The following is a 12,773-nucleotide window of genomic DNA, read 5'->3' as shown; positions in this document are numbered from 1 at the left end:
TCAGTGAGCTTCGAGATGGGGCCGGCGCTGCTGTTCTGCCCGGCGAGCCGGCCCGACCGCTACCGGAAGGCTGCTGAGCGCGCCGACGCCGTCATCCTCGACCTGGAGGATGCGGTCGCTCCGACGGACAAGGCTGCGGCGCGCGAGGCACTGGCGGCGAATCCGCTCGACCCGGCACGCACGATCGTGCGCGTCAACGGAGTGCGATCGGGCGAGCTGGAGAGCGATCTCGAGCTGCTCGCCGGGTCCGGCTACCGGACCGTGATGCTGCCGAAGGCGGAGTCGGCAGGCGACGTCGGGGCGCTGGCTGGGTATGAGGCGATCGCCCTGGTCGAGACGGCCCGGGGCGTGGTGGCTGCGAACGAGATCGCTGCTGCCGATGGTGTGGTGGCGCTCATGTGGGGTGCCGAGGACCTGGTGGCCTCGCTCGGGGGAACGTCGAGCCGCTGGCCCTCGGGGAGCTACCGGGACGTCGCGGTGCACGCCCGCGCGGGCGTGCTGGTCGCTGCAGGCGCGCACGGGAAGGCGGCGATCGATGCCGTGCACACCGACCTCGCCGATCAGGAAGGGCTGCGGGCCGAGGCCGAGGATGCCGCCGCGAGCGGCTTCACCGCCACCGCGTGCCTGCACCCCGACCAGGTGGCGGTGATCCGCGCCGCCTATCGGCCGAGCGAGGAGCGGGTCGCATGGGCGCGCGCGGTGTTGTCTGCCGCGGGTGCCCACCCGGGCGTGTTCAGCTTCGAGGGGCAGATGATCGACGAACCGGTGTTGGCGCTGGCTCGGCGGGTGCTGGCTCGGGTGTGAGACCGATGGGGCCGATCAGAACGACCGGCAACTCTCCTGCATCGCCTCGAGGGTCGAGAACAACAGCTCGTGGTCGAGCCGACTGATCGCGGAGTACAGGTCTCCGCCCTGTTCGCCGAAGGTCTCGTATCGCTCGTCGCTCGTCGCGGCGGCCGTGGCGAGCGGTCCGATGGCCTGTAGGCGCCAGATCGTCGGCTCCTCGAGATCCAGGGCGACATCGGGTTCGATATCGTCCGACACGGTGTCGATGTACTGGCAGGCGGTCCTGGCATCGGCGTCGGCGCCGCCGCCGGCAGCGCCGCCTCCGACGACGAACGTGCCGATGAGCACGCCCACGACCAGGCCGGCCACCACGCCGATCGCGCCAGGGACGACCCAGGGCTTGCCCTGCCTTGCGCTCGACGGCGGCGGCATGCTCGGGTCGTCCGGCGACGGCGGCATCGAGGAGGTCATCGTTCGAACGTACCGGACGGGTCAGCATCCCCGTTGACGATGAGCATCGGCCCCTCGACCAGAGTCGGGGTGGGGAAGTCGTCGTAGTAGGAGGTAGCGCGGTCGATCGGCACGACCACGTCGTGCGGATGCTCACCGCGCCGCTCGCGCAGTCGTTGCAACACCAGCTCCCGCGGTGTGTGCAGGAGATGGACCACAGGTTCGACACCGAGCGGCGCCAGCAGGTCTCGGTAGATCTGCCGGGACTCCGGCGTGACGAACGCCGAGTCGACCACCACGTCGTCGCCGGCGGTGACCAGCTCGAGAAGCCGGCGCTGCAGGTCGGCGTGCAGCGCCGCGCCGTCGGCGTCCGGGAGCGGGTGGTGGCGCAGCCCGCGCGCCCAGGCCGACTCGTCGAAGGACAGGCGCGTGAAGCCCTGCTGCTCCAGGGACTTCGCATAGGTCGACTTGCCGGCGCCGGCGGGTCCGCATGTCAGCACGACGCGCGGTGGTGCCGTACCCGTCTCGAATCGGTGCAGCTGTGCCAGGTCGTGACGATCGACGGCGCGGAGCGGGTAGCCGGAGTGGAACAGCCGCTGCTGCTCGATGCTCAGGCAGCCGACGTCTCTCCCGGCGATCGTGCCGTGCACGAACGCCGACGCCGGGTAGTGGAACTCGGCCTCGTCCAGTCCGGCCTGCACCGCGCTGCCTTCGGGATCGAACCGCAGCGGGTGCACGTCGACGTAGGAGCGTCCGGCCCACTCGACCCGGACCGGCCACCAATCCGTCTCGACGCGATAGCCGGTCTCGGTCAGGAGGCGCCGCAGCTCGGCATCGTGCTCGATCGGGTACATCAGGTCGGCATCGCGATGCTCACGGGTCTGCTCGCCGATCAGGGCGTCGATTCCCCAGCCGCCACCGAGCCACACCGGGATCGTGGCTTGTTGCAGGCTGTCCAGGAGGTCGGTCAGCAACGCGGCGCGCATCGGTCCGGCGGTGTGCTCCATCCGACGATCGTGCCAGCCACTCGGCCCTACGCTGGCACCACATCTGCCTCCGAGCGAAGGACCCCCATGTCGATCTCCGACGCGTTCACCACCGGGCTACCCAAGGCCGAGCTGCACGTGCACCTCGAAGGCACCCTCGAGCCGGAGCTGAAGCTGGAGCTCGCTCGCCGCAACGGCATCGACATCGGCCAGTCCAGTGTGGAGGAGGTGCGCGCGACGTACGAGTTCGACTCGCTCACCTCCTTCCTCGCCGTGTATTACCCCGCGATGGAGGTGCTGCGCACCGAACAGGACTTCCACGACCTCGCGGCCGCCTACTTCCGGCGAGCCGCAGCCGATGGTGTGCGCCACGTGGAGGCGTTCTTCGACCCGCAGGCCCACACCAGCCGAGGCGTGCCGATCGCCGACGTCATCCTCGGCTACGCCCGAGCCGCACGGGAGGCCGCCGAGGTCGGCGTGCACGCGCAGCTGATCCTGTGCTTCCTGCGTGACCACTCCGCCGAGAGCGCCGTGGAGACGCTCGCTGCGGCACTGCCGTACTCCGAGCACATCATCGGCGTCGGACTCGACTCCGACGAGCGCGACAACCCGCCCGAGAAGTTCGCCGAGGTATTCCGTACGGCGCGCGAGCACGGGCTGCGCCTGACCATGCACTGCGACATCGACCAGGTCGGCTCGATCGACAACATCCGCACAGTGCTGCGCGAGATCGGGGTCGAGCGGATCGACCACGGCACCAACATCGTCGAGGACCCGGCGCTGCTGGCCGAGGCGATCGAGCGGGGCATCGGCTTCACCACCTGCCCGATCTCGAACTCGTTCGTCACCAACGACATGAAGGCGTCGGAGATCGTGCAGCTGCTGCGCGCCGGCGCGAGGGTGATGCTCAACTCCGACGACCCCGCCTACTTCGGCGGCTACGTCGCCGCCAACTATCGGGCACTCGCCGAGCACGCGGGTCTCACGCGCGAGGACCTGGCCCAGCTCGCCACGAACTCCTTCGACGCCTCGTGGCTCACCGACGAGGAGAAAGCGAGGTACAAGGCCGAGGTCGAGGCATTCGTGGCCGCAGACTCTGAGTCCACTACCTGACCTGAACCATGCCCGTGCACGCGCTGCCGCAGATCACCACCGGCGAGCTCGCATCCCTCGACGCCCGCACCTGGATCGCCACGGCACACGGCAGCGCGATCCTTCAGCTCGTGATGCCGCCGGGACAGGTGATCCTGCTCGACGGCCACGACGAGCGCTTCGTGCTCCCGAGCGACCTGCAGCACACCACTCTCACCGGCCGCGGCACGTGCTGGGTGCTCCCGCCCGACCCCGACGCGTCCGAGGGCGCGTGGCAGGTGAGTGCCAACGGGGCGATCGAGGCGGACGTGAGCGACGCCGTCGTCCACCTCACGGTCCATGCGCCCGAGGCGAGGCTCGTGCGGCACCGTGCGCGCCCCCATACCGATGCGAACGGCGACGGGTTCGCGTTGGACATCCCGGGCGGCGATCTGCTCGCCGACGCGCTGGCCGGCTTCGGCTGGGGGACGATGCTGCCGTCCGTGGTCGAACGGACGAGGGCCGCGGCATCGCCCGACTGGCGAGTCTACGTGGTGAGCACGCTCGCGGAGACGTACCTCGGCACCTATCCCGACGTGGACCACGAGTTCCAGATCAAGGGCAGGCTCGCGTGGGGCGGGCAGCTCGAGCACGACGTGGTTCGCCGCATGATCGAGCTGCAGCTGCGGTTGATGCGTGAGGACCCGCAGCAGCTGTGGCGCGACCCGTGCGCGGTGCAGCCCTCCGGCGAGCGGGAGTACCACGTGCGCCGGAACAGCATGGACGGCACTGCGAATGCCGTGATGTTCCTGGTCACGGGCAATGTCGAGGTGATCGAGTCGGTATGGCTCTACGTGGCACGCACCGGAGACATCGCCTGGCTGCGCGCGCACATCGAGGACCTCGAGGGCGCCGCCTCCGGGATCTCGCTCCATATCGATCCGCTCGGGCGGCTCTGGGGCGACGTCTACTACGAGGACCAGGTGATCAAGGATGGGCGTGAGACCACCGCGCAGGCGCTGGCGGTGCGCTCGTTCGACCTGCTCGCGCAGCTGCAGGAACAGGTAGGCCGGGGAGACCAGGCGGCGGCGAGCCGGCTGCTCCGCGACCGACTGGCCGCGAACCTGGTGCAACCGCTGCCGCAGGGGTACTGGGATCCCGACTCCGAGCGATTCGTGGACTGGGTGGACCGCTCGGGCGCGGTGCACGACCACATCCACCTGCTCGCGAACATCCTGCCGGTGCTGGTGGGGGCGGCCTCGCCGCAGCAGCGCGAGCACGTCGAGGCGCTGGTCGACGCCGAGCTGCCGGAGCTGCAGCGATTCCCGACGTTCCTGTCCGCGCGGGTGGCGGAGTACACCGATGACGAGATCGGTGACGGCGGCCCGTACGACCTCTGCGCTGCCGGCCGGTACTGGTGCTGGGACGCGGCGTACTGGTCCGCGCGCGGCGACGGCGCGATGCTGCTGCGGCAGCTCGAGCGCGTCGCGGCCCAGGGTGCCGGAGATGGTTGGGTGATGGGGGAGCGCTACGACATGGAGCACGTCTACTACGTGGATGGTTCACCCTGGCACGGTGCCGCGCACTACTACGAGTACCCGTGCGTGTACTCCTGGGTGCTGCTGCACGACTACCTCGGGATGCGCCCGTGCCTGGACGCCGATCTGCTGGTCTCGCCGCGCGTGCAGGGCCATGGTGAGGTGTCCCTTCATCAGCAGGCCTACCAGCTGCGCTACCGGATCGGTGCAGGATCCTTCACGTTGACGAACCTGGCAGCGACGGCCAGGTCGTACCGGTTCGAACTGGCGGGGATCCTTGGTGAAGGGTCGCTCGAGCTCGCGATCGACGGCGCCCCAGGGGCGGCGTACCGCGACGGCACCGTCACGCTGGCTCCGGGCTCGAGTGCGGTTCTCACCCCCACGTCAGCCGCGGAGGGACCTCAAGAACTTCCGGGCCATTCGTAGCTGAAGTGCTCTCGTGACCGGTCGGCCGAGCCTGGCGTACCAGGCGACGGGCCGGGAGAACGCGCTCACGTGCAGTCGCACCACGTCCTGCTCATCGATCGCGACCACCAGGTCTTCACGCCCCGACTGAGGGTGACCCGGCAGCGTCGCGTAGGCCAGCCCACGGCGTCCCGGCTCGTCCACGATCTCCACCACGCGTGAGAAACCCGTGAACCGCAGCGGGCCCACCGGGATCCGCACTCTCAGCACCGACCCCAGCACCGCCGTCGGGCTCGAGGAGGCGACCCCGATACCCGACCGGAGGAAGACCTCGTGAGCGAGCACCTGCTCACTCCGCCGCTCGAAGCAGTCTCGACCTTGCCCGATCACGTCCGAGACCTCGTAGGCCCAGTAGCCGGGCGGCACGCCGTCGACGATCGGATAGCTCAGCTGGAGCTCGCGCAGTCGCGCGGCCTCGGGCTCAGGGAGCCGAGCGAGTGGCATCCCTCAGGCGCCGAGCCGCTCCGGCCGGATCTTGGCCCACTCCAGCGCGGTCCTGATCGCGTCGGCGATGCTCAGCTCGGCCTTCCAGCCGAGAAGGGTCTCGGCGCGGTCGGACGTGGTGTAGCACCCGATGACATCACCCGGGCGGGGCGGGCCCTCGACCACGTTGAGGTTGCCTTCGCCGACCACCTCGGTGAACGCGGCGACCAGCTCACGCACGGTCGAACCCGTCCCGGTGCCGATGTTGATCACCTGGTAGGGCTGTTCGGGCGTGCACACCTCGTCGAAGTGCTCGAGCGCCGCCACGTGCGCCTTCGCGAGATCCCACACGTGGATGTAGTCGCGGATCGCAGAGCCGTCACGCGTGGCCCACTCGGTGCCGGTGATCGTGAACACGTCGCCGTAGGTGTAGGCGTCCACGAGCTTGCCGAGTGCGTGGCTCGGCTTGGGGTTCTGCAGCCCGGTGCGCAGGTCCGGGTCGCCGCCGACCGGGTTGAAGTAGCGCAGCGAGAGCGTGCGCAGATCGGTCGCGGCTGCGACATCCGCCATGATCCGCTCGCACAGCATCTTCGAGGCTGCGTACGGGCTCTGCGGGTCCAGTGCCGAGTGCTCGTTGACCGTGAGGTCCGGCTCCGGCTCGTAGATCGAGGCCGAGGAGCTGAACAGCAGCCGGGTGCAGCCCTCGCGGCGTAGCGAGTCGAGCAACTCGATGGTCTTGGCTACGTTGTTGCGGTAGTACCCGATCGGGTCCGCGACCGACTCCGGCACCACGATCTTCGCGGCGCAGTGCACGGCCGCGTCGATGTCCGGGTGCTCGGCGAAGATCCGGGAGATCAGCGCGTGGTCGGCGATGTCGCCCTGGTAGAACGCGGTGCCCTCCGTGAATTCGTCACGGCCGGTGGACAGGTCGTCCAGCACGACGACGTCCCATCCCTTGTCCCGGCACGCCAGTCCGACCGTGCTTCCGATGTACCCGGCTCCGCCGGTGATGAGCACCTTCATGTCTCGCCTCTCCTCGTCGCAGCCGTCATCGTAGGCGTACGGAAAGATGGGCGCATGGCCCGCTCACCTCTCGCGACGATGCTCGGCATGCGTGCGCACATGGTCGACGGCGGAGCCTTGCGTCGGGTCGTCGGCGGGCGTGTGGTCGTGGTCACCGGGGCCTCGCGCGGTGTCGGTCGCGCGGCAGCGCGGCGTTGTGCGGGTGCGGGTGCGCACGTGGTGCTACTGGCTCGTGGGGCTGAGGCACTGGAGGCGGTCGCCGCTCAGATCGTGGAGCGCGGCGGGTCCGCGACGGCTGTCCCGGTCGATCTGCGGGACCTCGATGCCGCCACGGCGGTGGGAGAGGAGATCGTCGCCGATCACGGCGCGCCGGCCCTGCTGGTCTCCAACGCCGGCCACAGCATCCGCCGCGACCTGGCCGACTACACCGACCGCCTGCACGACGTCACGCGCCTCGCCGGGATCAACATGCTCGGCCCGATCGCGCTCGCGCTGCCGCTGCTGGCGGCGATGCGAGCGGCGCCGGCAGCGGGGCAGCTGATCTCGGTCGGCTCGGTCGGGATGGTGTTCCCCGGGCCGGGGTGGTCGGTCTACACCGCCACCAAGGCCGGCTTCGATGCCTGGCTGCGCTCGATCTCGCCCGAGCTGCGTGGCGACGGCGTGGCGGTCACGTCGATCCATCTGCCGCTCACACGCACCGCGATGAGCGCACCGACCTATGCGCGCACACGGCTAGCTGCGCTGTCTGCCGACGACGCGGCGACCTGGGTCTGCCGGGCCGCCATCACACGTGCCCGGGTGGTCGCTCCCTGGTGGGGGCGGCTGGGAGGCGTGATGACCGCGGCCCTGCCCGCCGCCGTCGATCGGGCGTCGGGCGCCGCGTGGAGGCGAGCCTCATGAGTGCCCACACTCCCGCCTGGCATGCGGTGCCGGACGCCGTCGGGGTCGCCGGGCAGTGGCGGCCGGCCGACCTGCGCGGGCTGCCGGCGACGTTGCGCTACGGGGCGAGCATCTCCGGCGTCGCGCTCGCCGCGGCGCGCGGGCGACCCCAGAAGGTGCTGCTGGTCGACGACCTCGGGCCGATGCGAGGCACGGAACTGGAGGGAGCGATCGACAGCATCGCCGCCGCCGTTGCCGCTGCGGTGCGGCAGGGCGCGCGGAGGGAGATCGGCGTCTGCGCGGCGGGGCACCGGGGTCTGCTGGCTGGGGTGACGGCCACGGGTGCACTCGGGCTCGAAAGCGCGTTGGTCCCGGCTTCCGCGGGAACCGAGGTGCTCACGGCTGCCTTGGCGGGCGTCGACGTGGTGCTGGTCGATGACACGACGGTCGAGGCCGTGCGCGCCGTTGCACCCCACGCGCGTGTGCTCGATCTGATCACGCTCGCCGGGCGCTCACCAGGCCGGTCGCTGCGCTCGGTGCCCCGCCCACGGCGCACCGGCAACGTCAGGCTGCTGACCTCCGGCACGACCGGTGCGCCCAAGGCCACCGAACGGGGCGGTGCCGCGCTCGGGCAGCTCGCCACGGTGCTGAGCCTGATGCGGGCGCTGGAGCTGCATCGCGACGAATCGGTCGTGATCGCCCCGCCGTTGTCACACGGTCACGGACTGTCGGTGCTGACGGCGGCGCTCGTGGTGGGGGCGCCAGCGGTTCTGGGGCACGGTCGCGATGGCATCGGGCTCGTCGACCTCGTGCATGCCCACGCGGCCGGGGTGCTGGCCGTGGTCCCGGCTCAGCTGGTGATGGTCCTCGACGCTCTCGAGGCCGAGGCCGCCGAGGGCGCCCCGGATCCCGGCATCGTCGCGCTGCGACGGATCGCGACCGGGTCGGCACCCTTGGAGGGTGAGCTCGTGGAGCGCACCCGTCGGTTGCTCGGGGACCGGCTGGTGGACTTCTATGGCTCGAGCGAGTCGGGGACCGCCACGATCGCGACGCCGGAGGACCTGCGGGCAGCGCCCGGGACCGTGGGGCGCCCGGCAGCTGGTGTGCGGGTGGAGATCGTCGACGAGGACGGTGAGCCAGTGCCCGCCGGCGTGGTCGGACACGTGCGTGTGACCTCGCCCTGGCACGCCGACTCGGAGGCGGAGCGGGTTGCGCTCGGCGACCTCGGGCACCTCGACGAGCAGGGCCGCCTGTTCATCGACGGTCGAGCCGACCAGATCGTGGTCGTCGGCGGCCACAACGTCTCGCTCACTCGGGTCCGCGAGTGGTTCGCGCGTCAGCCGGGGGTGAGCTCCGCCGTCGTGCACGTGTGTGAGCACGCTGAGCTCGGTCACGAGCTCAGCGTCGAGGTGACGGGCGAGGCCGACCCGGCAGAGCTGCGTGCCCGGGCACGTACCGAACTCGGGTCGGCCGCGGCACCGCGGCGAGTGCGGCGGGCCTGATCAGCCGCGACGCACGCGTGCCCACTGGTAGTGGTGACCGGTCCCATCGTGATACCACGTCTCGAACTCCTCGACCGAGCCCACATGGGCGAGCGCACGGCGCAGATCAGCGTCGGTGCGGCGGTTGAAGAACCGGCCGTGCTCATCGGTGGACGCGAGAGCCGGCTCGTGGCCCCACACCCCGATGGCTGCCACGCCGCCGTCGCGGAGCACGCGGGCGATCTCGGCGAGGGCGGTCGTGAACTGGTCGTCGGTCAGGTGCATGAGCGTGCTCATCGACCAGACCGCATCGATGCTGCGGTCCCGGAACGGGAGATCGGTGGCGCTGGCCACCTGAGCGTCGAGGCCGAGGTCGCGGCAGATCGCCACTCCTTCGGGCGAGAGGTCGACGCCGAGGTAGCGGCCGCGCCCGGTGGCGAGGATCCGGCCGTCGCGGCCGCCGCCGCAGCCGATCTCGAGGACCGTGTCGTGGTCGGCGAGGTCGGCTGTGAACGCGGTCACGCGCGCGGTGCGCTCCGCGCCCAGCGGTCGGTCGGCGCGCTCCTGCATCTCGGTGGCGTAGTAGCGCAGGAGCTGATCGGTGGTGGTGTTCTGGCTGCTCGTGCCTGTAGCTCGCTGCTGAGCGTTCGTGCTGCTCGATCTGTGGCTCTTCACGGATGCCAGGCTAGAGGTGTCGCACCGGCCGGGCCGACGCTCCGGGAACCCTGACAGGGCGACATCACAGGGACGCCGGAGACCAACGCGCCCGCGGAACAACCACCAAGAGCACACCCCCGGGAGCATCCGGCAGTCTGTACCCATGCGATACGTGATCATCGGTGCAGGCGCCATCGGCGCAGGAATCGGAGGCCTGCTGGCCGAGACGGGATCGGACACCCTCCTGGTCGCCCGCGGTGACCATCTCGCGGCGATGCGGGAGCGCGGCCTGACGATCCGCACCCCGGACACCACGTTCACGTGCCACCCTGCGGTGGCAGCGTCCCCGGACGAGGCTGAGCTCCGCGCCGACGACGTGCTCGTGCTCGCCACGAAGACGCACCAGGCGGCGGACGCGTTGGCCACCTGGGCTGACGCCCCGGTGCACGAGAACGGCGCCGTGGTGGGCACGGCGGGGGAGCGGCTGCCGCTGCTGACGGCGCTCAACGGTGTGGCGAGCGAGGAGATCGCGCTGCGTTGGTTCGCGCGCGTGTACGGGGTGTGCGTGTGGATGCCGGCGATGCTCGCCTCGCCGGGTGAGGTGATCGTGCGCTGCGCGCCCGTGCGAGCCATCCTGCATGTGGCGCGGTATCCCGCGTCGGTGGCCGACGACGGCGACGCGGCGTTGCTTGGTCAGGTCGCCGAGGAATGGGGTCGAGCGGGCATCGACGTGCCGAGACCTGACGATGTGATGCCGTGGAAGTACCGCAAGCTGCTGGGCAATCTCGGGAACGCGGTGCAGGCGCTGCTCGGTGAGGGGAGCGAGGGTGAGGACATCACGGAGGCGGCGCGAGCCGAGGCGAGGAAGCTCTACGAGGCGGCGGGGATCGCGCTGAACTCCGAGGAGTCGGAGCAGCAGTCGCGCGGCAAGCTCACCTCCGGTCCGGTGGCAGGAGCGCCGGATCAGATGGGCGGTTCTACCTGGCAGTCGCTTCAGCGCGGCAGCGGCTCGGCTGAGACGGACTACCTCAACGGGGAGATCGTGACGATCGCACACCGGATCGGTCGACGCGCGCCGATCAACGCCGCTCTGGCACTCATGATGCGCGCTGCGGCGGCACAGGGCAGCAGGCCAGGTTCGGTGACTCCTGACCGGCTACGGGCAGCCGTCCTGGATAGCTAGCGATTCTAGCGCTAGAATTCGACACGAACCGCGAGATCACAACTTGGAGACAAGTCGCTGCAACTTCCTGTGTGTCGTTTCATTTCGCAGCCTCGCGACCTAGCATGTCGCCACGTGTCCGGCCGATCCGGATGTGGTCCGTCTCCTCGACAACGACGCGAAAGGGCTCCCTCATGGGCACCTCACGACGGCAGTTCCTGACCCTCGCCTCGATGGGCGCCGTCGGCGCCGGTCTGGGCCTCGCCGGCTGTAGTCGCGGCGGCGGCGGGGGCGGCGGAGGCGGCAACGGCGGCGGTGGTGAGGGCGGCGACGGAACCGCGCTGACCTTCACCTGGTGGGGCAACGAGGTCCGCAATGCCAACACCACCAACTTCGTCGCGGCCTACGTGGAGGCCAACCCGGGTATCAGCATCGAGGAGCAGCCCGGTGAGTGGGCCAGCTACTGGGACCGGCTCGCGACCCAGACCGCGGGCAACACCGCACCCGACGTGATCCAGATGGACATGGCCGACATCAGCGAGTACGGCGCCCGGGGCGCGCTGCTCGATCTGGCTGAGTACGGCGTCGACGTGTCCAAGTTCGTCGACGGTACGGCGGACTCCGGCGATCTCGACGGCAAGACCTTCGGCGTCAACGCCGGCATCAACACACCCACCGTCATGGTGAACACGGAGATCTTCGACGAACTCGGCGTCGACCTGCCGGACGACATGACGTGGACCTGGGATGACTGGCTGGACGTCGCCAGCGCGATCACGGACGCCTCGAACGGCGAGGTCATCGGTACCTCGACTTTCATCTCCAACGACTCGCTCTTCAGCGGCTGGCTGCGGCAGCAGGGCAAGGAGCTGTTCGTGCCCGGTAACGCGCCCGGCTTCACCGTCGACGACGTGGTGACGTGGCTCGAGTACCACCAGAAGTTCGCCGAGGCGGGCGCGATCCCGTCGGCCTCGCAGATCGTCGAGGAAGACGGGATCGCGCTCGATCAGGGCTCGTTCGTGCTCGGCAACACCGCGATGGCGATGTTCTGGTCGAACCAGCTCGGAGCAGTCGAGGCCGCCGCCGGCAAGGAGTTCGCGGTGCTGCGGTTCCCGAGTCTCCAGGGCGACGCGCTGCAGCGCAAGGCCTGGTACAAGGCCTCGATGCTCTGGTCGGTATCCGCACGGACCGAGAACCCCGAGGCTGCGGTCGAGTTCATCAACTGGATCATCAACAGCACCGAGGCGGGCGAGATCGAGCTGGCCGAGCGCGGCATCCCGGCCAACACCGAGGTGGCAGCGGCGATCGAGTCGCAGCTGGATGGCACCCAGCAGCGCGTGCTGCAGTTCATCAACGACATCGTCCCCGAGCTCGGCGACACCCCGATCGCGCCGCCGCCTGGTGGTGGCCAGTTCGGCGCGCTGCTGCTCCGCTACGCGACCGACATGCTGTTCGGCAACACCGACGCCGCCGGCGCTGCGCAGGGCTTCCACGACGAGCTCGTCGCCGAACTCGGCGGCTGATGCATGAGCGCGATCTCTGAGCTCTCCAAGCTCAAGACCCGCAAGGCGCGCACGCCGGAGGAACGGGCGGCGCAGCGGAAGGAGGCCGGCCGCGACAACAAGGCGGGCTACCTGTTCCTGCTGCCCTGGCTCGTGGGCCTGTTCGCCTTCACGCTGGGCCCGATGCTGGCGTCGCTGTACCTGTCGATGACGGACTACAACCTCATCCAGACGCCGAACTTCATCGGACTCGAGAACTATCTGCGGATGCTCGACGACGCGCGGCTGCACCAGTCGCTGCGCGTGACGTTCACGTACGTGCTGGTGTCGGTCCCGCTGCGCCTCGTGGT

13 protein-coding genes are annotated in these 12,773 nt (G+C 70.0%); 8 read left to right on the top strand and 5 right to left on the bottom strand.

Features of this window, described 5'->3' with window-relative positions; translation table 11 throughout:
- Positions 1-3: 3 nt before the first annotated feature.
- A complete protein-coding gene (locus tag ACOJSN_RS09405) occupies positions 4-804 on the top strand; it encodes an HpcH/HpaI aldolase/citrate lyase family protein (RefSeq protein ID WP_420112237.1) in 801 nt (266 codons plus the stop codon).
- Positions 805-819: 15 nt separating this feature from the next.
- On the opposite strand, the gene ACOJSN_RS09400 is transcribed toward ACOJSN_RS09405, so the two are convergent.
- Together ACOJSN_RS09400 and ACOJSN_RS09395 are read right to left on the bottom strand one after the other, a co-directional pair.
- Positions 820-1,257 (bottom strand): hypothetical protein, encoded by a 438-nt coding sequence (locus ACOJSN_RS09400; protein ID WP_420112236.1) that lies wholly within the window; start codon positions 1,255-1,257, stop codon positions 820-822.
- Positions 1,254-2,243: a nucleotidyltransferase domain-containing protein gene (locus tag ACOJSN_RS09395; protein WP_420112235.1), complete on the bottom strand. Its 990-nt coding sequence runs from the start codon at positions 2,241-2,243 to the stop codon at positions 1,254-1,256. The genes ACOJSN_RS09400 and ACOJSN_RS09395 overlap by 4 nt, the downstream gene beginning before the upstream one ends.
- Before the next feature lie 66 nt (positions 2,244-2,309).
- Between ACOJSN_RS09395 and add the strand changes: the two genes are divergently transcribed.
- Both add and ACOJSN_RS09385 read left to right on the top strand, forming a co-directional pair.
- Positions 2,310-3,335: an adenosine deaminase gene (gene add / locus ACOJSN_RS09390; protein ID WP_420112234.1), complete on the top strand. Its 1,026-nt coding sequence runs from the start codon at positions 2,310-2,312 to the stop codon at positions 3,333-3,335.
- A gap of 8 nt (positions 3,336-3,343) precedes the next feature.
- Positions 3,344-5,257, top strand: coding sequence for a hypothetical protein (locus ACOJSN_RS09385; protein ID WP_420112233.1), 1,914 nt, complete (start codon positions 3,344-3,346; stop codon positions 5,255-5,257).
- Here ACOJSN_RS09385 and ACOJSN_RS09380 read toward each other — a convergent pair.
- Complete coding sequence (locus tag ACOJSN_RS09380) at positions 5,216-5,740, bottom strand: DUF1990 family protein (RefSeq protein WP_420112232.1); 525 nt, start codon at positions 5,738-5,740, stop codon at positions 5,216-5,218. The two genes, ACOJSN_RS09385 and ACOJSN_RS09380, sit on opposite strands and share 42 nt — an antisense overlap.
- A 3-nt stretch (positions 5,741-5,743) precedes the next feature.
- On the bottom strand, positions 5,744-6,742 hold the full coding sequence (galE, locus tag ACOJSN_RS09375) for a UDP-glucose 4-epimerase GalE (RefSeq protein ID WP_420112231.1): 999 nt from the start codon (positions 6,740-6,742) through the stop codon (positions 5,744-5,746).
- A gap of 54 nt (positions 6,743-6,796) precedes the next feature.
- Between galE and ACOJSN_RS09370 the strand changes: the two genes are divergently transcribed.
- Entirely contained in the window at positions 6,797-7,642 is an 846-nt protein-coding gene (locus ACOJSN_RS09370) for an SDR family NAD(P)-dependent oxidoreductase (RefSeq protein ID WP_420112230.1), read from the top strand.
- On the top strand, positions 7,639-9,123 hold the full coding sequence (locus ACOJSN_RS09365; protein WP_420112229.1) for an AMP-binding protein: 1,485 nt from the start codon (positions 7,639-7,641) through the stop codon (positions 9,121-9,123). The genes ACOJSN_RS09370 and ACOJSN_RS09365 overlap by 4 nt, the downstream gene beginning before the upstream one ends.
- Here the strand turns inward: ACOJSN_RS09365 and ACOJSN_RS09360 are convergent, their stop codons facing one another.
- Entirely contained in the window at positions 9,124-9,777 is a 654-nt protein-coding gene (locus ACOJSN_RS09360; protein WP_420112228.1) for a class I SAM-dependent methyltransferase, read from the bottom strand.
- Positions 9,778-9,922: 145 nt separating this feature from the next.
- Between ACOJSN_RS09360 and ACOJSN_RS09355 the strand changes: the two genes are divergently transcribed.
- From ACOJSN_RS09355 to ACOJSN_RS09345, 3 genes are all read left to right on the top strand, one after another.
- On the top strand, positions 9,923-10,942 hold the full coding sequence (locus tag ACOJSN_RS09355) for a ketopantoate reductase family protein (protein WP_420112227.1): 1,020 nt from the start codon (positions 9,923-9,925) through the stop codon (positions 10,940-10,942).
- Positions 10,943-11,115: 173 nt separating this feature from the next.
- Positions 11,116-12,444 (top strand): ABC transporter substrate-binding protein, encoded by a 1,329-nt coding sequence (locus tag ACOJSN_RS09350; protein ID WP_420112226.1) that lies wholly within the window; start codon positions 11,116-11,118, stop codon positions 12,442-12,444.
- A 3-nt stretch (positions 12,445-12,447) separates the two neighbouring features.
- On the top strand, positions 12,448-12,773 hold a 326-nt coding region (locus ACOJSN_RS09345), incomplete at its 3' end, for a carbohydrate ABC transporter permease (RefSeq protein ID WP_420112225.1).

The sequence above is a fragment of the Pseudactinotalea sp. genome (assembly GCF_048594945.1).
Taxonomy (GTDB): domain Bacteria; phylum Actinomycetota; class Actinomycetes; order Actinomycetales; family Beutenbergiaceae; genus Pseudactinotalea.
This window is presented reverse-complemented; position numbering and strand designations above follow the sequence as displayed.